Origin of the sequence: Chroococcidiopsis cubana SAG 39.79 (assembly GCF_003991895.1) — a bacterium.
Classification (GTDB): domain Bacteria; phylum Cyanobacteriota; class Cyanobacteriia; order Cyanobacteriales; family Chroococcidiopsidaceae; genus Chroococcidiopsis; species Chroococcidiopsis thermalis.
Genome location: NZ_RSCK01000089.1, coordinates 1 through 24,192, shown reverse-complemented (window position 1 = coordinate 24,192; position 24,192 = coordinate 1). Strand labels below are relative to the sequence as shown.

General features: G+C 43.9%; 19 protein-coding genes and 3 pseudogenes. 4 read left to right on the top strand and 18 right to left on the bottom strand.

Going from position 1 to position 24,192, the window contains the following annotated elements; translation table 11 throughout:
- Positions 1 to 103 precede the first annotated feature (103 nt).
- Both DSM107010_RS30110 and DSM107010_RS30105 read left to right on the top strand, forming a co-directional pair.
- Positions 104 to 291, top strand: a pseudogene (locus DSM107010_RS30110) (IS6 family transposase); the annotation flags it as partial.
- Between the two features lie 179 nt (positions 292 to 470).
- Positions 471 to 1,841 (top strand): cytochrome P450, encoded by a 1,371-nt coding sequence (locus tag DSM107010_RS30105; RefSeq protein ID WP_127024657.1) that lies wholly within the window; start codon positions 471 to 473, stop codon positions 1,839 to 1,841.
- Positions 1,842 to 1,920: 79 nt separating this feature from the next.
- Here DSM107010_RS30105 and DSM107010_RS30100 read toward each other — a convergent pair.
- Positions 1,921 to 2,590 (bottom strand): annotated as a pseudogene (locus DSM107010_RS30100) (IS6 family transposase).
- A 567-nt stretch (positions 2,591 to 3,157) separates the two neighbouring features.
- Between DSM107010_RS30100 and DSM107010_RS30095 the strand changes: the two are divergent.
- Entirely contained in the window at positions 3,158 to 3,466 is a 309-nt protein-coding gene (locus DSM107010_RS30095) for a hypothetical protein (RefSeq protein WP_127024654.1), read from the top strand.
- A gap of 87 nt (positions 3,467 to 3,553) precedes the next feature.
- Positions 3,554 to 4,930, top strand: a complete 1,377-nt coding sequence (locus tag DSM107010_RS30090; RefSeq protein WP_106166914.1) for a helix-turn-helix domain-containing protein — start codon at positions 3,554 to 3,556, stop codon at positions 4,928 to 4,930.
- A gap of 161 nt (positions 4,931 to 5,091) precedes the next feature.
- On the opposite strand, the gene DSM107010_RS30085 is transcribed toward DSM107010_RS30090, so the two are convergent.
- The 17 genes and pseudogenes from DSM107010_RS30085 to DSM107010_RS30005 form a co-directional block, all read right to left on the bottom strand.
- Positions 5,092 to 6,486: a UDP-glucose dehydrogenase family protein gene (locus DSM107010_RS30085; protein ID WP_106166913.1), complete on the bottom strand. Its 1,395-nt coding sequence runs from the start codon at positions 6,484 to 6,486 to the stop codon at positions 5,092 to 5,094.
- A gap of 37 nt (positions 6,487 to 6,523) precedes the next feature.
- Positions 6,524 to 6,853, bottom strand: coding sequence for an STAS domain-containing protein (locus DSM107010_RS30080; protein ID WP_106166912.1), 330 nt, complete (start codon positions 6,851 to 6,853; stop codon positions 6,524 to 6,526).
- A gap of 41 nt (positions 6,854 to 6,894) precedes the next feature.
- Positions 6,895 to 7,998 (bottom strand): endo-1,4-beta-xylanase, encoded by a 1,104-nt coding sequence (locus tag DSM107010_RS30075; RefSeq protein WP_199755827.1) that lies wholly within the window; start codon positions 7,996 to 7,998, stop codon positions 6,895 to 6,897.
- Between the two features lie 90 nt (positions 7,999 to 8,088).
- Positions 8,089 to 8,856, bottom strand: coding sequence for a WecB/TagA/CpsF family glycosyltransferase (locus DSM107010_RS30070; protein WP_106166910.1), 768 nt, complete (start codon positions 8,854 to 8,856; stop codon positions 8,089 to 8,091).
- Positions 8,856 to 10,049, bottom strand: coding sequence for a glycosyltransferase (locus DSM107010_RS30065; RefSeq protein ID WP_106166909.1), 1,194 nt, complete (start codon positions 10,047 to 10,049; stop codon positions 8,856 to 8,858). Before DSM107010_RS30065 ends, DSM107010_RS30070 begins: the two co-directional genes overlap by 1 nt.
- The gene (locus DSM107010_RS30060) at positions 10,050 to 11,198 is read right to left on the bottom strand and encodes a glycosyltransferase (protein ID WP_106166908.1); all 1,149 of its coding nucleotides are present in this window, start codon (positions 11,196 to 11,198) and stop codon (positions 10,050 to 10,052) included.
- Position 11,199: 1 nt separating this feature from the next.
- Positions 11,200 to 12,267: an O-antigen ligase family protein gene (locus tag DSM107010_RS30055; protein WP_158631900.1), complete on the bottom strand. Its 1,068-nt coding sequence runs from the start codon at positions 12,265 to 12,267 to the stop codon at positions 11,200 to 11,202.
- Between the two features lie 389 nt (positions 12,268 to 12,656).
- Positions 12,657 to 13,610 carry a nitroreductase family protein gene (locus DSM107010_RS30050; protein ID WP_106166906.1) on the bottom strand — a complete coding sequence of 318 codons (954 nt, stop codon included), beginning with the start codon at positions 13,608 to 13,610 and terminating at the stop codon, positions 12,657 to 12,659.
- Between the two features lie 86 nt (positions 13,611 to 13,696).
- Positions 13,697 to 14,611: a polysaccharide pyruvyl transferase family protein gene (locus tag DSM107010_RS30045; protein WP_158631899.1), complete on the bottom strand. Its 915-nt coding sequence runs from the start codon at positions 14,609 to 14,611 to the stop codon at positions 13,697 to 13,699.
- Positions 14,612 to 14,757: 146 nt separating this feature from the next.
- Entirely contained in the window at positions 14,758 to 16,299 is a 1,542-nt protein-coding gene (locus DSM107010_RS30040) for a lipopolysaccharide biosynthesis protein (protein ID WP_199755826.1), read from the bottom strand.
- A 231-nt stretch (positions 16,300 to 16,530) separates the two neighbouring features.
- Positions 16,531 to 18,744, bottom strand: coding sequence for a GumC family protein (locus DSM107010_RS30035; protein WP_106166904.1), 2,214 nt, complete (start codon positions 18,742 to 18,744; stop codon positions 16,531 to 16,533).
- Between the two features lie 77 nt (positions 18,745 to 18,821).
- Entirely contained in the window at positions 18,822 to 20,276 is a 1,455-nt protein-coding gene (locus tag DSM107010_RS30030; RefSeq protein WP_106166903.1) for a sugar transferase, read from the bottom strand.
- Positions 20,277 to 21,273: 997 nt separating this feature from the next.
- On the bottom strand, positions 21,274 to 22,320 hold the full coding sequence (locus DSM107010_RS30025) for a tyrosine-type recombinase/integrase (protein ID WP_127024652.1): 1,047 nt from the start codon (positions 22,318 to 22,320) through the stop codon (positions 21,274 to 21,276).
- Between the two features lie 13 nt (positions 22,321 to 22,333).
- The gene (locus DSM107010_RS30020; RefSeq protein ID WP_127024649.1) at positions 22,334 to 22,615 is read right to left on the bottom strand and encodes a hypothetical protein; all 282 of its coding nucleotides are present in this window, start codon (positions 22,613 to 22,615) and stop codon (positions 22,334 to 22,336) included.
- 9 nt (positions 22,616 to 22,624) lie between these two features.
- Positions 22,625 to 23,107 carry an RES family NAD+ phosphorylase gene (locus DSM107010_RS30015; protein WP_127024646.1) on the bottom strand — a complete coding sequence of 161 codons (483 nt, stop codon included), beginning with the start codon at positions 23,105 to 23,107 and terminating at the stop codon, positions 22,625 to 22,627.
- Positions 23,108 to 23,145: 38 nt separating this feature from the next.
- Positions 23,146 to 23,505, bottom strand: a complete 360-nt coding sequence (locus DSM107010_RS30010; RefSeq protein WP_127024643.1) for an antitoxin Xre/MbcA/ParS toxin-binding domain-containing protein — start codon at positions 23,503 to 23,505, stop codon at positions 23,146 to 23,148.
- Between the two features lie 100 nt (positions 23,506 to 23,605).
- Positions 23,606 to 24,112, bottom strand: a pseudogene (locus tag DSM107010_RS30005) (Uma2 family endonuclease); the annotation flags it as partial.
- Positions 24,113 to 24,192 lie beyond the last annotated feature (80 nt).

The following is a 24,192-nucleotide window of genomic DNA, read 5'->3' as shown; positions in this document are numbered from 1 at the left end:
CGTCTTTGAGTTTCATGGCTGATTCCAGACTTAGCTACCTTTCTATGTTAACCAATCTCTGCTCTAGGTAGTAACTGCCGAATCAGCCACAGCTCAAGCTTGTGAGTTACGCCAAAACAAATACTTAAATCGTCTAGTAGAGCAAGACCATAGATTGATTAAAAAGCTAGTGAATCTTGGTCTGGACTTCAAATCATTTCATACTGCTAGAAGAACACCTCTCAAGTGAAAAAAGATGATGTTCTAGGGCAAGTAGAATTCGTGGCTCAAATTTTCGGAGTTGCTGCATAATTCGGCTCGAGCGAAATGGATTGTTTGTCCTTCAAAGGTTTTTGCAACAGAGCTGTTAAATAAGTCAAAATAGAAATAGAGTAGACCAATAAGCTTAAGTATTCTTCAATTCCTTGGGTGGTACTCTACTTTTAGCCTTAGTTGAACATAGTTAAAAGAATTTTGGGAAGAAAAATTAGATGCCATTACCCAATACTCTCAAGACTCCCCCTTTTCTACAGAAGTTGCAGTGGGTTACCGATCCTGTAGGATATATGGAAAGCGCGGTCGAGCAATATCCAGACATCTTCACAGCCCAAATCGTTGGTTTTGGCGACACCCTGGTATTCATACACCATCCCCAAGCAATACAGGAAATTTTAACTAGCGATAGAAAGAAGTTTGCTGCTTCAGGTGAACTCAATAGAATTCTACAACCATTAACTGGCGATCATTCAGTATTCATGCTGGAGAGCCTGTGCCATAAGCGAAGGCGACAACTCCTGACTCCCCCCTTTCATGGAGAGCGGATGCAAGCCTATAGTCAGCTCATCTGTAATCTGACTCAAAAAGTTTTCAGTCAGTTACCACTGAATCAGCCTTTCTTAGCTCGTAACGCTATGCAAAATATTTCGTTGCAAGTCATGGTAGAGGCTGTTTTTGGCTTGTCTGAAGGTGAACGTTACCAAAAACTCAAACGCTTACTGGGATTAATGACAGGTCTGTTTGGTTCTCTACTGACTTCTAGCGCTCTCTATTTCTCCTGGCTGCAAACAGATTTAGGAGCTTGGAGTCCCTGGGGAAGACTTGTGCGCATTAGGCAGCAAATTGATGAATTGCTCTACGCGGAAATTGCTTTCAGGCGGGAGCAACCCGATAGCGATCGCATCGATATCCTTTCCCTTCTCATGTCTGCCCGGGATGAAGAGGGAAAATCGATGACAGATCGAGAGTTGCGTGATGAGATGATGGCATTACTGTTGGCCGGACAAGAAACCACAGCTTCGGCAATGGCTTGGGGATTGTATTGGATTCACTATTTGCCACAAGTACGTGAAAAACTGCTTCAAGAATTGAAACCCCTGAGCGATTCCCTAGACCCCATGAGCTTTGTCCGGCTGCCTTATTTGAGTGCTATATGTAATGAAACCTTGCGGATTTATCCTGTTGCAATGCTTACGTTTCCCAGAGTCGTGCAAGAAAGAGTTGACCTATTGGGACATCAGTTAGAACCTGGGACGGTAACTGTAGGCTGCATTCATCTGCTTCATCAGCGGGAGGATTTATATCCACAACCCAAACAGTTTAGACCAGAGCGTTTTCTCGAACGCCAATTTTCTCCCTATGAATTTATGCCCTTTGGGGCTGGTGTCCGCCGCTGTCTCGGCGATGCTTTGGCTCCATTTGAAATGAAGATAGTCTTAGCAACTATTCTGTCGCGGTATCAACTGGAACTGCTCGACAATCGAGCAGAACGACCTCAGCGTCGAGGAGTTACACTCGCGCCTGCTAGCGGAGTCAAGATGAGGTGGAAGTGTAACAAAAGCTCTACTAGGAATAATCTGCTCTAATGTATGAAAGAAACTGAGTTATCTAGGTTCTGTTGCAAAAACCTTTGAAGGACAAACAATCCATTTCGCTCGAGCCGAATTATGCAGCAACTCCGAAAATTTGAGCCACGAATTCTACTTGCCCTAGAACATCATCTTTTTTCACTTGAGAGGTGTTCTTCTAGCAGTATGAAATGATTTGAAGTCCAGACCAAGATTCACTAGCTTTTTAATCAATCTATGGTCTTGCTCTACTAGACGATTTAAGTATTTGTTTTGGCGTAACTCACAAGCTTGAGCTGTGGCTGATTCGGCTTTTAATTCTTCAATCAATGGTGGATAAGCAGCATTTTTATCGACATTAGTTACACGAGGAGGTTGAATGTGGGTTGCCTTTGAAGCTTTACGCAAGCAACGTTTGGCTGCTCGTCTATCTCACGCGCGCACTCAACATAAAATTAATTGTATTACCAGCCGCATCGACTGCCCGATACAGATACTTCCACCTGCCTTTCACGTTGATGTAAGTCTCATCCACTCGTCACGAATCGTTAGTTGGCTTCAAGTGCGGACGGCACCGTTTTTCCGGTTCTGGAGCAGAAGGAAAGCACCCATCTATATATAGTTGTATGGTCAACTTCTAATCCTCTTTCCGTCATTATTTCTTCCAAGTTCCGGTATGAAAGCGAATATCTCAAATACCACCGCACACACAAAAGGGTGATTTCCGTCTGATAGTGTCGCCATGACAATAGTTGTTTCGCGTTCATAATCGTAAGCTGAAGGATTTTCTCTGATTAAATCATTTCAGCCTACCATTTTTTGCAACAGAGCCGTTTCTAGATAAGTCATTTATTTTTTCAAATTTTACTTATATTTTACTAATGATATACCAATTTATATTAGGTATTCGTTGATTATTTATCTTCTTTCAGAAGAGTTACTACAAGTATTGTTGTAAACAAACAAATTCAACTTACTCTAGAACCACTTGCTTCAAAAATATCTGATTGGACAAAATAATCCAGAAGGCGTATTGTATATTTACTTTTGAAGTGATTGGATGAATTTATACACAACCCCTTGCAATTTATACATAGGTCTTAACACGCTTTGATACATCTACTTTATTCCCTAGTTTCAATAGCTATTGCAATATATGATGTATAGAAACTCCTACTCATTAGAGTTGCATGAGTTCTTCACAGTGCCGTGTCAAGCTTGGTGTAGCATCAATCTAGGTAAGGGGAAGGTGAACTGCACGATCTTTTGCAGTTCGTTAGAGAGCTGTCTTGCAGTTCAGTAATGCTAGTGAGTGAGTAAGTACTTTAGGAAACATGTACGTAAAAACTCGACATTTATTTATACAACGCAATCGTCCTGTGAGCCAGTTCTGGCAGGATCTACAGCTTTACCGGAGCCGGATGTCAATTAAATGGCAACTACAATCTTGGCTTGCATCACCAGCAGATGTAAGGCAAGATTTGCGGATAGGTTCAACTTTACTTATTAGGCAAGAGATACAGCCTTTAAATTTATACCAGCCGCTTGGCGATCGCAAACCGTCTCGACACGACTTACCTGAATTTGGTAAGCGAGTCTGTCGGCGTTCTTTGCTTTCAGACAGGAATTGTCCTTTTTCATAACAATTTCAATATTCAACTCAATTGTTCGGCTTGCAAGACTCGAACCCTGCAGCCTTTAATGTCTACTTTTAAAAAATTTTGTGACCAATGAGTGTAGAAGAAGCTTTGGAGATCGTGCAATTGGTAATAGAGAAAGGAAGCTTGAATAAGGTCGAAGAAATAGTGCTGCGCCAATGCTGGGAAGGAAAGTCTTACTTAGAGATTGCCAGAGACTCTGGCTATGAAGTTGGATATGTTACAGATGTTGGTGCTAGACTGTGGCAAGCGCTGTCAAAAGTATTCGGCAAGAAGGTTACTAAAAATAATTTCCCAGCGTTACTAAGGCAGCAATATATTGCAAAGCATATTCCCGTACTTGCAGGTAGTGGTGCCAACGAACAACAGCAGTCTCAAGCAAGCATTCTCAGTCTATTAGCAGCTAAACAGCAGGATACAGCCGAGTACCGAGACTGGGGTGAGGCGGTCGATGTTGCGATTTTCTACGGACGCGAAACAGAACTAGCTACTTTGAAGCAATGGATGATACACGATAGTTGCCGCTTAGTAGCGTTATTGGGTATGGGTGGAGTTGGCAAAACTGCTTTGGCTGCGAAACTGGCAGAACAGGTTCAGAATAGTTTTGAGTATCTATTCTGGCGATCGCTACGTAATGCTCCTCCAATTGAAGACCTGTTGAGAGACCTGATACAATTTTTATCTCATCAGTCAGTAGAGCTACCGGATAATCTCGACAGTCAAATTGCCTGTTTGATGTCGCATCTGCGTTCGTCACGCTGTCTGTTAGTTCTCGATAATTACGAATCGATCTTACGTAGTGGAGAACGAGCAGGGCGTTATTGTTCGGGGTATGAAGGATACGGCAAACTGTTGCGGCGCATTGCTGACGAACGTCACCAGAGTTGTTTGATTTTAACTAGCCGAGAAAAGTCGGTAGGCATTGCTGTTAAAGAAGGCAAAACTCTACCCGTGCGATCGCTACACATGATAGGTTTACCACTTGTAGAAGCTCAAAAAATACTTGGAGATAAAGACGTTGTAGGCTCAGAGGATGAATCCAAACAGCTAATTGAGCGCTACAGTGGCAATCCCCTAGCTTTAAAGATCGCTGCAACGAGCATAAGATCTTTGTTTGGGGGTGATATCCGTAAGTTTTTAGACCAAGGTACGGTTATCTTTGGCGATCTTAGGGATTTATTGGATCGTCAGTTTAATCGCTTGTCACCTGCAGAAAAGAAAATTATGCACCGGTTGGTAAACTGTCGCGACTCAATGTCATTCTCAGAATTACGCGAGAATTGTAGTGGTTCTATTTCTCCACAGGAGTTATTAGAAGCTTTAGAGTCTTTGGTTTGCAGATCTTTAATCGAGAGGCGCTCTACTAGTTTTACCCAACAATCTGTCGTCGTAGAGTATCTGAGCGCGCAGGTTATTGCTGGACTTACTCCCTTTCCGCCAAAAGATTAGGTATTTATAGCAGCCAGAATACTTGCTCTATCAAGATTTTGTTTGTCAAATCTTATCCTGGGAAGGGAGTAACTAGTTATTCATGAAGCGATCGCAGTTTATTAGGGGCGGTCGAATAGTTTGCTCTTGCGGTCTTTGCATCCTACAAAAACCTGAAAATGTCAGCACCCAATACCCAAGTAGTAGAACCCTGCTCGTTGCAATTCTTCCCGACTCAGGAAGTTGCGACCGTCAATCATGATGGGGGTAGCCATCAGAATTGCTAGTTTCCGATAGTCAAGTTGTTGAAATTGCTTCCAGTCCGTAACCAGTATCAACGCATCACAACCATCAGCTAGCTGTTCGGGATTAGTTTCCACTAGCACGCCTGATAAACCGTGACATATCCCAGATTGAGACACGATCGGGTCGTATGCTTTCACTTTAGCTTCGAGTTGATTTAGTTGCTCGATCAAGTGAAGTGCGGGTGCATCGTACATGTTATCAGTATTTGGCTTGAAGGACAGACCCAGTAGCCCGATAGTTTTTCCCTGAAGTATTGTGAGTACCTGCTGTAACTTTTCAATTGCCACTAACCTCTGGCGATGGTTGACGCTGACGACAGCTTTTAGCAACTCTGCTTCGCATCCATAATCTTCAGCAGTATAAATTAACGCCGAGATATCTTTAGGCAAGCAGGAACCTCCCCAACCAATACCGGCTTGCAAGAATTTATCGCCGATGCGTGAGTCAAGACCAATGCCCTTTGCCACTTGGGTAATGTCAGCACCAACGCGATCGCAGATATTTGCTATTTCATTAATAAAGCCGATCTTGGTTGCCAAAAACGCATTAGTAGTATGTTTAATCGTCTCTGCTGAGATTAAGTCAGTGACTAGTACTGGCACGGGCGGTAAAGTTGGATCGGTAGCATACCGGCGATCGATAATTGGGGCATACAATTCACGCATCATGGCAAGTGCTTTAGGATTGCTCCCACCCAACACGATGCGGTCTGGGTTAAAGGTATCATGCACTGCCGAACCTTCCTGCAAGAAGCCAGGATTGCTAACGACATTGAATGTAGCTTCCACTACCTCTAGATGTAGTGTCATGCTTCTTATGTTACTAGTTCCGACTAGGACTTGCTGGCGTTCGGTAACACTGTCCAACACTATCGTTCGCAGCCGGTCACTAAAACCAATTGGTACGGTTGACTTGATGGCAATTACCTTGGGATCGCCATCAAGATAGGTGCCAACGCTCTCAGCTACTGCTTCCACATAGCGGGTATCGGTCTCGCCAGTAGGTAGGCGTGGAGTTCCAACTGCAATAAATACAATTTCTCCGTGGGTAACTCCGATACCTAAATTTGTCGTGAATTCAATTCTACCTGCTTGAATTGCTGCCAGCATAATTTTTGAGAGTCCTGGCTCAAAAATCGGCGACTGCCCTGCCTGCAATAATTTTACTTTTTCTTCATTGTTCTCTACGCAAATTACGTGGTGTCCGATGTGAGCTAAGCAAGCGCCAGTCACTAAGCCAACATATTCAGTCCCAATTACGCAAACGCGCATTTGTATATAAACCTTATGAAATTAGAGGTAAATTAACTTAGTTTAGTGTTGTGAGTACGGCTTCAAGGCTCTCAAAGATATCAATCTCGCGATCAAGTTGAATAATTTCTAAAGTCATCCGCACTGGAGGTTGTAAGTTACAAATCGCCAGACAACACTGCTGCTGACGGGCGGCTGTGAGTCCCGTCATCAAAGAAAATAAGCCCGAACAATCGATAAAATCAAGGTGGGACATGTCCAACACGCACAAAGTTGGGGAGCTTAGGAGGATGTTGGCGATCCATTGTTGAAATGCAGCGGCATTCTTACGGTCTAGAGAACCTTGAGGCTGAATTACAATGGGTTGAATAACCTGTTTGCAGAGCATATTTTTTATAAGTAGGGAAGAATTGCGATCGCGGTGAAGAATTAACGCTTAGGGGCATTGTCAAAAGCACGGCCGATCGCGTTCCATGCTAATTTACGGTTTAGTTGCGCATCAAGTGGCAAGGGGCGGACTGGTGCGCGATCCTTTCGTGGCTGATACTTTGAGAGCCAAGTATAGCGATCGCTTAATCCCCACGTCAATACAGCAATTACTGCTGGCTCATCTAACACTACTGAGAGGTAATCTTCATAAATTCCAGCGACGATGCGATCGCGCAAAATAACATCTTTTGGCAGCTTTTTGTCTGTCACATCCATTTCTGTAATCATGATTTTCAGATCAAGGTCTGCAACATCACGTAGAAAAGCCTTCAACTTCCCAGAGTCGAGGCGGGTCACTCCACCCCACCAGTGAGCCTGAATACCAAGAGCATGCACAGGAGTTCCAACAGATTTCAAGCGCTCTAGCAACTTAAGTACAGCAGTTCTCCTTAATTCGTCTTGATAAGCAGCACCGTCTAGCCCAAAGTCGTTGTATACTAATAATGCCTGCGGATCAGCCTTGGCTGCGGCACGAAAAGCGATATCAATGTAATTCGGTCCCAGGAGCTGTAACCAAGGAGTGTTTCGCAGACCATCAGTTCGTCCGTGTGGAGGATGAATTGCTTCATTAACTACGTCCCATGAATGAATTTTCCCAGCGTAGTGCCCAGCTACTGTTGTAATGTGTTTAAGTAATATTTGCTCAACGTTTCGGCTATTGACCGTATCCGCGAACCATCTCGGTAAACTACCATGCCATACCAGCGTATGGCCACGAAAAAGCATACCGTGAGCATGGGCGAACTCAACCATCCAATCGCCAGGCTTAAAGTTAAAGTAATTTGGGCTAGGATGAATAGTTCTCCACTTTAGTTCCCCTTCTGGTACAAGGATGGCGCACTCTTGGGCAAAACGAGCTGCAAACTTTTTATCCGAGGATAGTATACGGTGTTGACTCGTTGCCCCATAAATCAATCCTTTAGCCGTAGCCCGCTTACGTAAAGGGGTATTTCTAATTACTGTAAAGTCTCCCTTCCGATCGCTAATCTCTTGAATCTGGTTGCTTAAATGGCTGAGTTCATCTGCTACTATCGAGGTACCCATGCCTGCTAAGGTACCTAAGCCCAAAACGAAGGCGCGTCGTCTAATTTTACTCATACAGACTGTCTATTCAAACTACAAACCATTTTCTAATCAGCCAGTTAACACCTTATTAAAGCCCTCGGCTAAAAACAATCTGAATAGGAACCAAGGTTCAATCAGGTAGCGCCGCCAAAGCCGTTTAGGCTCAGCTATTAGACGAAATAGCCATTCTAGCCCTAATCTTCCTGCCCACCTTGGTGGGGTGGGAGTTGCACCTGCTACGTAGTCTATAGCTGCTCCTGCAGTCAAAATGGCATTAGCACAGATGCGATCGAGGTTGTCCAGTACCCAATGTTCTTGCCGGGGCATGCTCATGCCCACCATTAGTATATGCGGCTGGTAAGCGTTAATTACTTCCAAAACAGCTTGGTTCTCAGGAGCTTCTGGACGAGCATCAAAATAGCCGTGGCTTGTAGCAATCTGCAGGTTTGGGAACTTCTCCTTGAGGATTCTTGCTCCCCGCTCAGCAACTCCTGGCTCAGAGCCCAGGTAGAACAAGCGCCAGCCTCGCTCTTGCGCCTCCTTTATCAAGGGGATTATCCAGTCGGCATACGTAACTCGGTGTTCTCTTTTCAAGGGAAGACCCAAAAGCCGCCCCAGTAAGACTAGGGCCATGCCGTCCACATGGATATAGTCTGCTTTGGCGTAAAAGGCATGCATCTTGGCATCATGGTGGTAGAGGTAGATACTGTGCAAGTTGTGGTTAGCAATAATCCAATGTTGGTTGCGGGTAATGGAGTCGGCAATCAGCGCGTTAAGTTTAGGAATAGTAAGTGCATTCACCCAAATCCCTATAAGGTTATAGAATTTTTCTCCCATTACTGCCTCTTCGCCTTCAAAATTTGCTCAATTCCTTCAATCATGCTTTGGCTCCGTGCAATCCAACTGTGTTTAGCCACAATCTCTTGACGAGCCTTGCATCCCATTTCTTTTAGCTGCTTTTGAGCTTTATAAGCTCTAGTTAGAGCCTGCTTTATTCCTTCTCGATCTCCAGGTTGGAACAAGAACCCAGTTTTCCCCTCGCACACTAGTGACTGGGCATCCTCTACCGCCGAAACTACCACAGGCTTACCCATTGCCATGTATTCGTAGAGCTTGAGCGGTGAGTAATATACTTTACTTGCTTTGATCTCAAGATGACCAGAATAACCAACATCAAATCTGGCGATGAGGGAAGGTACCTCAGTCCGAGCTACTTGTCCCAAGAAGCATACCTGAGAACTAAGCCCTAGATTATGCGTCAAAGCCTCCCATTCCTTCCGCATCAGCCCGTCACCTACAACTACTAGGTTTATCGGTACTCCCTCTTCTTTCAATGTGCTGATTGCCTTTAGTAAAAGGTCCAACCCTTGCCAGATAGCCAAAGTACCTACAAAACCCACGGTGAACCCTTCAAACAGTCTTCTGGGAGAATACTTGTCTGGATTAAAAAATTCGGTATCCACGCCGTTAGGAACCACCAGGATTTTTCCCTCTAATGCTTTGTCTTCCTGCACAACCATTTCTTTCAAAGCGTTGCTGACGCAGATTAGCACGTCGCAATTTTGGTAGCATTGAATTTCTAAAAGGCGAGCTAACCTAGAGAGCACTAAGGTTTTCCGTTCTGCTTTGGCTTCTCTGTAAATAAGTCCATTTGTCTCTAAAATCCAAGGTACGCCATGGCGTTTGAATGGCTTCCCTATGCTTTGAAGAACAGCAAAGCGTTCGTACACCCAGTCCACTTGTCCACCTAATTCTTGCCAAGCCCGACTTGCATTCACGGCTCCCAAAGTTAGACGTACCAGATCGGCGATTAATCTAGGCAAGAACCCACGAGTTAAGGTCTTTTCAGAACCCTTCGCTGCCCACTTTCGCGGTACTCGGTCTCCAACAATAAAGGGCTTGACTTCCCAATTGAGTGCTTCAAAGGCTTTCATTACTCCTAGTACGTGGGAACGAGGACCACTAGTCTCTGCTTCTGGATCGGTAGAAACTCGCGGTGCTCCAGAAAGATAACCAAGACACTGCTTCACTTAGCTACTCCATTTTTGACCAAGAATTTGTTTGTAAATCTCTTCCAATAAGCTATTCTGCTTTTGTAAGTTAAAAAGAGTTTGTACCCGCTCTTTGCTTTTTTGGCTAAACTGTTGCCAAAGAGCTTCATCCTTTAATAAGAGCAAGATGTTTTCAGCAAGGGTTTTCCAGTCTCGCTCATTTACTAGTAGACCCGTTTCTTGGTGGACTACAGCATCAGGGATGCCACCATGAATAGAGCTTATAACTGGTAAACCCATTGCTTGAGCTTCAAGTAAAGTTATAGGAATTCCCTCAGAATCTCCTGTGGAAGCGGTAACACTCGGTGCAACAAGCAAAAGAGCCTGATTCATCCAACTCCGCACTATATGCGATGGTTGCACACCTAAAAATCTGTAACGGCTTAGTTTTCTTGCTGCCAATCCTTCTAAATCAAGCCTCAGTGGTCCGTCACCAATAATTACAAGCTCTATATCCGGTAGCACTGGCTGTACCTGAGCCATAGCTCGAATCAGATATTCGCATCCTTTCTTTTCAACTAGCCGCCCGACGAATAGCACTACTGGAGTACGCAGCACCGTTGGATCGGGCTGGAAGGTTTGTGTGTTTACACCTATGTAATGTACGAAGACCTTATCTGCCGGAAAACCCTGCTCCAGCAACTTTCCCTTAATATGCTCTGACACAGCAATAAATCCTGCTGCCTCGCGCTTAAGAATCTCTTTACGGCGGAGGTAGACGCGGTGCTTGTAGAAGGAGCGCCGGGCATGCTCATCAGTCACCGTGGCATCATAACCATGGAAGGTGACTAATAAGGGTATCTGTAAATTCTGAGCTATGGGTAAAGCTGCGGTACCATCTGGTCCAAAGTGAGCGTGAATTAGCAAAGGATTTAGATGTTGTACCTGCGCGACAAAGGCAGGTGAAACTCCCCAAAGTTGAGAGGAAACTTCGCGCATAATACCTAGCAAGCCACCCTTATTTACAACTAGGGTTCGCTCTTGCGGAAGCGGTAAGTCTTGAATAAGGCGCGATCCTACGTAGTATGGAATAAAGCTCTGTAAAGCTTCTGCCTGTGAATGCACGAAAGTTGCGGAGAATGGAAGCAGGCGATCGCAATAAATGATTACTGTGGGCTTTCTAGACACCTTAAACCCATCCTCCTTTAGTCAAGGTTGTGCCTATCCGGCTAGTGTTTTTAGCTTGAGTGCACTGTAAAGCCATCGATAGTAATGTCGCTACGTAAAGTATCCAAAAAATGTTGTTTTGCGCCAAAATTACGCTTTCAGCAAGGTTGCTTAAAAACATCAATGTCAAATATGCCAGCGGCCAAAGAGCTTCCGTTGTTGTGGTTATTTTTGTCCGGGCAGCTGCTTTTAAGCAGACTGATAAAAAACTGAGCACAAACGCTAGCAACCCTAACAACCCTAAATCTAGCCATAGTTGTAAAAAACCGTTATGAGCGTGCCTAGGGTGCCAAGTAAATATACTCCAGATATCGGCAGACTCACCTTCCCAGCCCAACCAGAAACCACCGTAACCGTAGCCTAGCCAGGGTCTTTCTTGGATCTTTTCAAACAAAAAATCCCATAGCTGCGTGCGTCCACTAAAGGTAAGATCCTTACCCATCGCATTCAGTAAGATTTCAGTGTTACCCAAAAGCAAGATAGCTATACTCCCACTGAGCAACACTATAGCGATGAAAAAAGGTACTTTCAGGGTGTTAGTCCACCGTAAAGCTCTGTAGAATGGTAAGACGAGCAGAACAGTTAGAAAAGAGACCAAGGCATTTTTTGAAGTCGAGAGTAGAAGCAGACCTGCTGAAAGACCAAAGCCAAACCATGCAACCCAGCGATATCTGCGACAGCTAAGGGCGATCAGCAAAAAAACCGGTCCCCCCAGGGACATATAGCGACCCAAAACGTTTTTCTGATGATAGAGTCCCCGCCAGGCTCCTTCATGAATCTTGCTCTCTATCCCGTAGTGTGGTAGTACCACAGCGAACAGTAGGCTGAGTAGTGCTGCTATGCCTAGCGCCCATGCCAATAGACGCAGTTGCTCTTGCAAGTTATAGCGCATAGCCAAGTAGATGCCGAACACAGTTGTACCTGCCAAACCCAGGCTACGGCGAAGGGTATAAATCGGGGCAGTAGACCAAAGAATCGAAACTAGAGCAATTACCAATAGGGCTAGCAGCAGTTTATCTTTCGTAGCCACACAGATAAATCTTTTCCACCTCACAGCTATTAAAAGGATGTTAACTAGGTACACCCCAAACCAAAGTGCTTGTATTAAAGGATCGCCTTTGTACAAGATATTTCCACTTTCCACAACTCTTATAAGCGGTATTAAAGGCGCTGTAGAAAGAAAAAGAGTAAAAACTACAAACACTGTTTCAGCCAAGTTAAAGAGATTTGCCATAACCTTAAACTGTATTAAAAAACTCTAAAATTAACTTAAAATATTTTGCTTGAAGAAGCACTAGACAAATTCATAAGCTACCTCCAATTTATCTAATAATAGTGTTTATAAAGCATGCTATCGTTAACATCTTTATCAAAAGAGACGCACTACAAATTGCTTAAAATACTTCTTGTATGGCTTTTTCAAAGGCAAAGTGTCTTGTGTTTACCAGAATCAATTACAAGGCTTTCGATCTCCATCCGTGCAGGTTCTGGTGGAATAAAGCTTGGATAACCAATAGCAACTATAGCTATTGGGGCAATATACTCTGGAATATTAAGTTTTTTAGTAAATTGGGAATAGATTGTTTTATTTATATTTCTAGAGTTGATAAGATCATCTGCAAAATGATTCCAACATACTCCCGGTCCACACTTGTGTGCTAACAAAATCATTTGCATAATAGCAGCACCCGCATCAATATAAATGGAGCGTTCTGATTTACCAAATGCCCCATATAAACGAGTGTCCATGCCTACAAATATTAGTAACGGAGCACTTGTACAGTGATTTTCCTTAACTTTTTTCAGTAGTTCCTTGTCTTCTAAATTGCTCAAAATAACAAACCGCCATGGTTGACGATTTCCAGAAGTTGGTGCCCATCTTGCTGCATCAATCATGCTATAGGCAATTGCCTCAAGAATACATTGAGCGGGTTGTTCCTCAGCCCAAATACGAACACTGCGTTTCTCTCGCAGGAATTCTACAAATTGCTTGGCAGCATTTGGATTAAATTGAGGTGCAAGCTTACTATTCCGCTGTATAAAATCTGTCTCTAGGACCTCAAAAGCATCATATATTTGTTTTGACCAAGCAATGGTTGGCTCATTAGCAGGATAGCCCCGATCCTTAAGTATTTGGTGTATCACACTGAGTCTTTCCCACTTCTCTCGATACACACTTTGCTTTGCTTCAAGTATGTTGTTGTAGACCGCCTTTTCAATGCGATGTGATTCATGACGCATCAAGCTGAGTAATTCATCGTTGCTTAGACTCCGCAGCTTACTATAATCATCTGGTGTATTGAAACTTTTAAAAAACAGGTGATAGAGATTTACTAGACCTGGTAGACCCTTGAGTATAGACTTAATATTCATAACATTTACTTTATGAACTACAGTGATGAGTTGGGCAGGTTTCGAAGATGAGTTGGCCAGTTTTCGACTCTATAAATCTTTTGATTTCAGCCTAAGCCAGTTAGATTAGGTATTTTGTCAAAGTATTCTGCATTCCAGTTTGGGACTTCTTGAGTCTTAATTGCTAAGCAACTCTCCACTACAGAAGGGATATCAGCAAGTTCTTGAGCAAATGTAACAAAAGGTACATTTTTGAACCAGTACATTGCAGAAGTTAACTTGTGATCTACAGTACGCAGCACTACACAGGGCTTTCGACATAGGACTGCAAAGATCAAGCCATGATAACGGTCAGTTACTACAACATCGAAAGCGCGAAATAGACTGAGCGCATCTTCTAAAACAACTTTTCGTTCACTAACTTTAATCGGTTCAGCAAGTGTTGTGTCATAATACGTACATTGATATGGTAAGCAGATAGCTATTTCCCTCCGCTGCTCCGCAGTTAAAGCGGATTCGTCATCAAGCCGCATACATAAAAGGACTTTGGGCGGGTTGTTTCTTTTATCTGACTGACTTGGAGACAGCGATAGTACAAAATCTGGCATGCAAAAGGTTTGAGCTTTTGGAAATAGCTCGGCAGCTAGCTCGCCACTCCGTTGGTCACGACCAATAATGGTGAGGTTGGGGTGCGTTGCGTAAATTGTGCGCGTATTTTCTTGTTCTCTTCTCCCTGTAGGAGTATCGCTAAAGTAAATTGTCTGAGGTAGGCTTATAATCTGATTTTTGGGGAATGCAAGAATAACTAAGCGCCGGACGCGCTCAGACCACATACCACGATCGCCCAGATTTCCTCCGCTGTGCAAGAACAATACATCATCTGGCTGAACCAGCCATTTTAAGGCTGGAAGAAAATACCTGACTTGATTCTTATCCATTTCAATAAGTGGAAGTTTAGGAAAATGTTTCTTCAGCCAAATTTGGATTGCAATAACTTGAGCGTGATCTCCAACATTTTTCAAGCCTGGTGGGGGCGTTAGAGTATAGATGATTTTGTGTTGGTGCCTCAGATATTTGTGAGTATAGGCGAACCAAAGATTTTGTAGAATTCTTGCTGGGAGTACTACAGCATTAATTGTCTGGCGACGAATCTTTCCTAGAATACTCATTACACCAACTTCTTCCTTCTACTTTTGACTAAAAGAGTGAACAAGCTACTAAAATCTATAAGTGCTAGCCTTCCTGCTGGCAGGATAGTAAGAACCAACAATGTAATTACTACTGTGATCGCAAAAGCGATCAATAGGCCGATAATTGGCTGAGACACTTCTAACCACTGACGAAAGGCAAGCAACACTAACAGTGCACAGAAAGAGGCATATGCAGAAGGTGCTATAGCGCGATAAAAGTCTCTAGCTTGAACCGGACCATTACGACCAACAAACCAGAATAGTAGCGGTGTACGGATGACAAGCCCAATAATTGAATAAGAAGCTGCTACACCAACCGCACCCCAAGGCAAACCTGCAATAATAGAGACAATTGCTATACCCCCACCTATAACTCCCCATTGGAACATTTCCCACGTACGCCCTTGTGTCATAAAGAGCCACCCAGTAGTGTTGCTAACAGGCTGAACTAAAGCCGAAAAGCCAAGCCATGCAAATATGCGGCTGGCATCACTCCATTGAGAACCTAAGAGCAGCCAGACAAGCCAATCAGATGTTGCAATCATAAAAACTACTTGAGGCATTGCCAGCATTGCTACCTTCTCCAGAATTCGCAAGTAAGCGTGCCGATAACGCTCAGGTGCATCTACCAATCTGCTCAAAGCAGGGGTAGCAACAGCAGCAAGTGGCGTGTTGATCTGTTGGATTGGCAAAAGTAGCAATTGGTAGGCTTTATCGTACATGCCCAATTGCTGAGCACCCCACCGCCAACCAATGAGCACAGTGTCAAGGTTTCGGGCAAAGTAATTGATGAGACTGAAACCAGTCAGGTCCCTACCAAAAGCTAGCATCGAACGGACACCCGAGTAACGAAGCGGAGGTCCAGGACGCCAACCGCACATGAGCCAAACCCCAATGGTACTTGTAACCTGCTCAGCTACTTGCTTGAAAACTAGTGCCCAATAACCAGCCCCATACCAGATTGAGACGATAGCAGTAGCAATGCCAGCTAAAATGGAGGCAATTTGAATTGCACCTAGGGCAGTAAAGCGCATCTGTCTCCTCAGCAAGGCCTCATGCTGAACCATTAAGCCACTAAAGGCAAGAGCACTGGCTAGGACGAAGGTAATCCCTGTCAGTCGTGGCTCACCATAAAACTTAGCGATAACTGGACTGAGCGCTGCGAGTAACACCATCATCACAATACCGAGCACCGCGTTTACCCAAAACAAGGTGCTGACTTGACCATGATTGATTTCGGCTCTTTGGATAGTCGCCATGGACAAACCTAAATCCTTAAACGTGGTCACGAAGTTAGTGACAGTGGCAACCATGGCAACCAAACCAAAGTCTTCTGGCGTGAGCAGTCGAGCAAGGAAAATGATTGCTCCGATGTTCAGTAGGAACTTGCATATCTGGGTAACCACTGTGATTGCGCCACCACGGACGGAGCGGCCCCTGAGATCTACCTTTAGGTGATCGGTGCAGAAGTACTGCTTCGGATCAGTTGCAGCAGAGATTTTTTTTGTGGATTCTGACAATTGGGTACCTGTATGGGGATATTACAGATTGTTTACTTCGACTATTTGCTTTGGTTGGAAAAACTCTAGAGCCTGCTCTAACAACTAAATCAACACCTGAATTATGCTGAAGTGGTCTTTCCCTATGGCTGGTATTTATTAGAAGCGGCGACCAAATATCTTGTAAATTCCACTTATCCCAGCTTTTTCACTGTAGGTTCAACCTCGTCTAAATCTCCATCTGCGATAGAATCAGGAGCAATTAGTATGTTTTACAACCTGGGACATAAACTTCTTACGAGTTGTAGAATCCTCCTCAGTAAAGTATTCCTTGGCATAGTATTCGTTCTCCAAATTCGCACCATTGACTACTAAACCCAGGACGTTCTGACACGATCGCTCCAACAACTGTTTAGCAGTAGTAGCACTAGTAGAATTACCCACCCCAGGTCGTGCCATCAACAAAACACCATCTGCCATTTTGCCTAAGGTAAGAGCATCGGCTGCTAATATCAAAGGAGGCGCATCAATAATGACGAAATCATAGCGTGCAGAAAAAGATTCAATTAACGAAGCCATGCGCTTAGAATCAAGTAAAGCTAACGGGTTAGGAGGAATGACCCCAGAGGTCAAAACTTCCAAGTTAGGCATCACTTGAGTCACAGATGCCTTAAATTCTGCTTGACCAACAATAACATCGCTTAAACCTACTGCATTCGTAAGCTCCCAGACATGATGTTGGACTGGACGGCGCATATCCGCATCCACCAACAAAACCTGCCGCTCTAATTGAGCTATAGCCGCAGCCAAATTAGCAGAAACTGTAGACTTGCCCTCTTTAGAAACCGCACTCGTTACGACAATAACTTTTAGCGCTTTATCCGAACCAAGAAACTTCAAATTAGCTTGGAGCATTCGGTACGCTTCACTAATTGGCGAGTTGGGAATATCTCGAACGGGAAGTTCTGGAACCGCCCATTCTTTATCTCTGCCACGAGGTATAGCCTTCTTATTCAAAGCAGGAATAACTCCCAACAAGGTATACCCAAATAGCTCTAGAGCTTCTTCAAGGGTTTTAATCGATGTATCTTTGACTTCTAAAATAACTATAGTTGCTGCGGCAAGCAGAATGCCCAACATATTTCCTAAAGCTAGAATTATGGCTGGTTTGAGCAGCGAAGGCTTTTTAGGAATTGGGGCTGGCTCTATAATTTGGGCATTACCAATCCTTTGGTTAGCTGCAACCCTGACTTCTTGAATCTTTTTCAAAAGAGTTTCATAAGTAGATTGAGCTGCCGCCAGTCGTCGCTCTAGCTCCCGCTGTTCCTGTTCCAACTTGGGGAGAATACTCACCCGTTGTTTGTAGGTCGCTTGGGCATTGGATAGCTCCGCTAACTGACTCGTCAATCCCGAACGCTCCTCCTCTAGTTTAACAAGAGCTTCGTTCAGTTTTTGTTGGCTTTCTCCGATTTGCAATTGTTGGCTAGTTACTTGTCGCCGAACTCCAGCATCTTTTACCAGCCCTTGTAGTTGCGCTTTAAAAGCGTTTTTCTTCAGCTCTAGGTTGACGATCGCGGGATGATCTTCCTGAAGGCGAGTGCGCTGAACTACTAACTGGTCTTCTACTTGTCTTAGTTCTTCTAGGGTCTTTTGTACACCAGAAGATTGATTGAGAGAATTTGTGGCTATAGCTTGCTCCGAACTCATCCCTACCTTTTTGTAGAGACTTGTGTGTCGGGCGTTAGCACCTGCCAGTGCAGTTTGAGATTGATTAATTTGGCTTTCTAATTCTTGAATTATCTCTACTGCCGACTTTGCTTCTTCATCTAGATTGACAACGCGGTTCTGTTCTTTGAATTGGCGCAGCGCTGCTTCGGCTTGCCGAACCGTAGTTTCAGTTCTAGGTAGTTGTTTAGCAATAAATTCAACAGCTTCGACTGCCTGATCGCGATTAGTCAGAATATTATTTTCTATATACAGATTCATCAGCTTATTAACTACTGCTGTAGCTTCCTCAGGGTTGGTACTTTTATAAGCAAGCTGCAGTATGTCAGTTGCCGAAAGCTGTTTCACCTTCAGTTCCTTGATAAAATCCTCAGGTTCGAGAGGGACACCTGCTTCATCTTTAAGGTTAAGTTCAGCGATAGTCCTTTGTACGAGGGGTATAGAACGAAGCACCTCTGTTTCTGTTTTTAGAGGATTTGATTGTTGTGCCAAAGTATCTAATTCCCCTATTTGTTCTCCCACACCAGTTGCAGCTGAAGCCCAATCTACCTTTTTGAGCATGAGCTTTCCCTCTGCTTGATAGACTGGCTTCTGCAATAGGACAACAACAACTGATAGCCCGACAACACCACTAAACACAATTACAGCAGGTAGCCAACGCCGCTTCAGGATCGACCAGTACTTTTGAAAATCTATGTTTATCGATTCAGAATATTCTACGATAGGCTTGGTAGGTTCCATCAGGGAATCATCCAGTTAGTTTGCTAAAGGGTCGATAAAAAGGCATGCAAGAGAATCAGTTTTAACTTTTGATTTAGCTAATAAGCGCCTTCCTTCCCTAGAACCACGGCAATAGTTTTTAATAAAATCTGCAAATCTAACAAAAGCGACCAACTCTCCATATAGCTCACGTCCAGATTTATTACTTCATCAAAGTTAGTAATATCGGATCGACCAGAGACTTGCCAAAGACCTGTGACACCAGGTAAAACTTCGTGACGAATGAAATGTTGCTGAGCAAATTTTTCTACATCCCTAATAGGTAAAGGGCGAGGACCTACCAGACTCATTTCACCAAGAATGACATTCAAAAGTTGCGGTAACTCATCTAAACTATAACGACGGAGAAATTTACCAATAGGAGTAATACGAGGGTCGTTCTTCACCTTAAAGAGGACACCATCTTTCATTTCATTACTTGCTTCCAAATCCTTCTGTAGTTGGTCAGCATTGACAACCATAGTGCGGAATTTCCACAGTCCAAATTGTCGCCCATGTAAACCGATACGAGTCTGCTTGTAAAAAACTGGACCTGGAGAATCTAGCTTGATCAGCAACGCAATGAACAAATAGACTGGTGCAGCTACTATGACAAAAGAAGCAGCAAAACAGAAATCAAAACATCGCTTTATCCAAAAATCGCTACCTGTAACTAACGGTGGAGAAAACTTGAAGGTAGGAAGACCGCATAACATTCTCAGTTCTGATTTGCGATCAATTATTTCTAGATCGACAGGCAAAATATGCAATGTAATACCTGCATTTCTCAATTTCCAGTACAGAAGCATACGTCTGTTTATAAGTGACCAGGAACAGACAAAAACCTCAGCTATACCTAGACGATAAATATCTTCTATAGTAGCATCCAAATCATCTCGCTCGGCTACCAGTGAATTGATATCTGCCCAACCAAGAAGGCTGTAGCATTTTTCTACACCTATAGTATCAATAGCTTTTTTCTTATCTTCTGGACGACAAATCAGAAATGCAGGATAACAAACTAAACCTTGCTTGCGGACATATTTAATGGCATTATCTATGCCAAATCGAGTAACACAGGTGAGAGATATACTCAAGAGCCAAGATGGGATAAAGGCTGAAAGTGAAATAAAGTTAGTTGGCTGAGGTGAAAATACTAAGAACAAGAAGACATGGGAAAACGTGAGAGTTTTAATCAGGCTGAGATAGTCACGGCGCTTTTGCCCAGAAGTATAGAATCCTAGTGCTGCAATTAAGCCAATTTCAATCGCAACAATTACTAATACGAGTAGATTCTGTTGCGAGTTCCACAAAGGATTTACAGAAGTTATGTAAGTCCTTATCACTTGCCATGCTAAATATAACGCAGCAGCATCAAGTGAAATTAGTACGATCGTTCGCAACCACCTTACAGCAAATCCCTTACGTAACTGCGAAAGTAAAGGTGCTCGTAAGTCTAATTCAGACTTACTAGATCTCAAGCGAGTATCAACGAAAGGAGTAAAAAATGTCATACTCTTATCTCCAAGCTCAGATGTAGAAATCCACCGCATACCTTCTTTGAAATTAATTCAATTCATACAACTAGAAGGCTATCTCTACAAAAAATCTAAGTATTTTTAAAGAAAGTTTGAGAAACAGTAAAAGCTTTTTCAGAGCAAAAAAGATGCTTATAGAAAAATTTTAAATAGCTAGTGATGCTTAATCTGATCGAGTGAATCACGACAAAAATCTTAGATCAAAACTTGCATTCTATCCTCTCATCTTCAATTAGAAGAAGGTAATGACATTGCATCTAAAGCAAGCTATTTAGAAACTTTTCCTAGCACTTTAGTACTTAGAGATCGAATGCAAAAATATACACAATTTAGCTCCAAACACAATCTTGTTTGCCTTCCTTAATCATTTTTCTAAATATATCTACCTTTAGCTAGGTACTGAAAAGTAGGTTTACTTGATTCAATTTATCTGATTGATTCAAAACTTTCCAATAGGTAAAACTCGTAGAAAACTCCTAATAAGATCATTGATACCTCCTAAAAAACCCTGAAAAAGTATTTCTAAATAAAAACTTAAGCCAGCAAGGATGAGGAGAAAAGAATGTTATAGAGAATCTATCAGAACTAGATTCAAAATTTTGAGTATAAATACTTATTCTAGTAGGCTAATAGCCATGTACGTATCATCCGTTGACCTTGACCAACGATGAACTGTCCCCACTGCCACTCCCAACAAATCACGGGAGCGTAATAAATTCACATGATTTGTAGTATGCACTTGAAGGTTTAAAGTTAATGAGAATAATAGACGAAAAATTAGGGTTTTAAATAGATTTATTCTCAATAAAATGCTCGTTCTTGAAAAATAGGCTTCAATGTAGCACAGAGCATACGAATTTATTACGCCCCATTTAACAAAGGCAAATGTCACACAATAACTGGAACGAGCAGCTCGTCTTTAACCACAACTCCGATTGTCGGGATTGCTGCTTTACCAAGCAGGAAAATGCTCTCATTCTAAATCTTGTTGCTCCATTTCTTCTCCAGCTGCGCGGTAGTAAGCAGCGATCGCCGCCTCTTGTTCGCCGCGCAGGGTATAGCGTCGAAAAGCTTTCTCGCTCTGATGTCCGGTTAGTTTTCTGGCATGGGTAGGATCGACACCCATCAGCAATAACTCGGTGCTGTAGGTGTGACGGAACGAGTGTGGGTGTAGCTGGGGAATTTCTGCCAATTCGCCGATCTTTTCTATAGCAAAGTAGATGCCGTGGTAGCTCAATCGCTCACATGAACGAGTTGTATGATGGGATAGAATTAGGGGGCGATCGCAAGCGATCTCCTCTCCTTGTGACTCGCGCCAAGATAAATACTGCTTAAGTGCGTCGCGACTCTGTTTTCGCAACGGCACTAATCGCGGCTCGTTTGTCTTCGTGTCTGCCACAAAGATTAGCTTGCCATCGAACGCACCGACGTTGAGGCTGACAATTTCTCCCGCCCGCAAGCCGTGACTCAAGATGTGGAGTAAAGCTAGATCTCGCTGTTGCGTCTCGCCCAGATACTCGGTTGCCGCCCAGATTTGCCCTACTTGCTCGGCTGTCAAACTTTGAGCAGGGGGTAGAGGGATTTTCTCTAGCTTCACACTGGCAGTTGGATTGACGGCGAGGATGTCAGGATAGGCTAGCACCAGCCAGCCAAAGAAGCTTTTGAGCGTAGCGATCGCGCTGTTGATACTGCTTTTGGAGAGCGCTCTGCCCGATTGAGATTGCACTTCCTCCACTAAATAAGCTTTGTACTGGGCGATATGGCGCGGTTTGATCTCACCCCACAGCAGATCGGTCCAAGCGATAAAGCGCCTCAATTCTCGTTCGTAAACCTTGCGGGAGTTAGGTGCTAAGTTGTTACTGTTGATAAACTCTCTAACTTTAGTCACGCGGATATCAGTTAGTGCCGCCCCAATTTTGGCAGGTCTACCCCGTCTGGGTTGAGATGGGGGCGCAGCATCAAAGCTACCAGTTTGAAGGGAAATCACTTTGATAGGTGGTAGGCGATCGCGATTATCCATACGTACAAATCTTTCAAAAACTAAAAATAGAAGCCTCACGATATGAGTAGCGCCAAGGCTGCATAACCAGACTCGCTATATCAATCGTTAAACAACGGTGGTTCATCGTCCAGCAAACAAGCATTAATTTTGCAAGTGCGCCTGACGTACATCGATCTACTTGACACCCAATCAACAATAGCTTTTTGGACTCGATTTTCACGGCGAAATGGTAATGTTGCTGCATCCGCTCGATTTGCTGTTGCAGTTGGTAAGCGCGAATTACAGGCTGAGTTTTTGGTGTATGGATCGTCACGTTGCCTCCTTAAGCATTCCAAGAGCTTTGGTCGGTTGGTAAGTCCGCTCGCGGATCGAGTGCGCGAATGCGTCGGTTTTCGCAATCGTTCCAGCGCCACAGAACAATATTGATTCCATCCAGATGACGTACAGAAGGAACTCTAATTCCGGCATAATTTTCAGCAATCAGCCGTGATGCTAAATCCCAAGTTGGGGGACGCTGTTTTGAAATCAGCCAAATTTCTTTCCAGGGACACTTAAGGATATCTGGGCTGACAGAGCAGATTGTCTGTACCTGGGGGTCTGTTAGATCGACAATTCCTTTGACATCGACATCGTAAGCGCATAAAGTCCCTGGACGAATACCTAATTCTTGCTCGTACTCCGAGATTGCCGTGATGTAATCCTCGGAGATGTACAGTGCTTCTGTACCAGGTTGGTTAAACCGTCCGCCATGACGGGCTGCGCCTGTACCACTCAAGGGCTGGTATGCCCATTTGGGTGCTAGCATTCTCCAACAGCGGCGTTTTAGCTCAATCGTCGGTACATTCAAGCGTAGACTCCATCGCTCAACATTGCCAAATGCTCTAGCACTGCATCTGCATGTCCTGCTGCAACTAGTTCTTCAGCAGTTTTATTGTCAAACCCACTTAACGGTTGATGACGAAACCAGATAATTGCACGAGAGCGATCGCCCACTAGTTCTGCTGCAACAGTGACGATCCGCGCAATTTCTCCCAAGCGCTGCTGCACTTCTGGAGATTCTGGATGGCGAGTCAAAGTATTGCGATGAAGTTGCGTCAGTTCAGATAGTCGCGCTAAAGAAATATGTAACATCTGCGAGAGAAGGTGAGGAGAGATTACGCCCTTGTGTGGCTCCATCACTTCGGCTAAAAATGGAGATATCATTGTTTTATGCATAAAGTGTGCGATACATTTACATTATACGCACATTTAAGCCGACTGTAACTGTGCGTACCAGCGTCAGTCAAGTAAAAAGCTGAAATATCTAAACTAGATCGGGATCTTCACCTAACTCCCGTAACCTTTGTGCTAGTCGCTCTGCTCGCTGACGCTCTGAGGTGGCTTGTTGTTGCTCCCGTGCGGCTATTTCCTCTGGTAGCAAGACTAAATTGCCCGCGCGATCGTAGAAGCGCAGCCAATCACAAGTCCCTGTTGGCGGTTCTCGACGGATGCTACCTTGCCAAGTTCCCAGCCACAATCCTAAAGTTTCGCACCACAACCAACCGCGCTCGTTCGGGATCAGAGGCTGGTAGCCGCGCCCTAAATCCAAGTGCCATCCCTGTAAGGAGTCGGCAGCAAAAGGATCGTATATGAAGTAATCTGGAGTACGGAACACCCGTTCGTACAAATCTTTTTTCACTCCGCGATCCACTTTTGCCGTACTGGGTGAAAGTAATTCGACAATAACATCGGGATAGCGACCGTCTTCTTCCCACACCACCCAGCCCTGGCGCTCGCGGCTACCGTCTACATCCAAGGCAACAAAAAAATCCCACCTGTAAATTATCCGTTGATGCCACTAGACTAGGAGAACGACCAGAGATGGGTGGGAACGAGCGTCAAAAGGAGCAA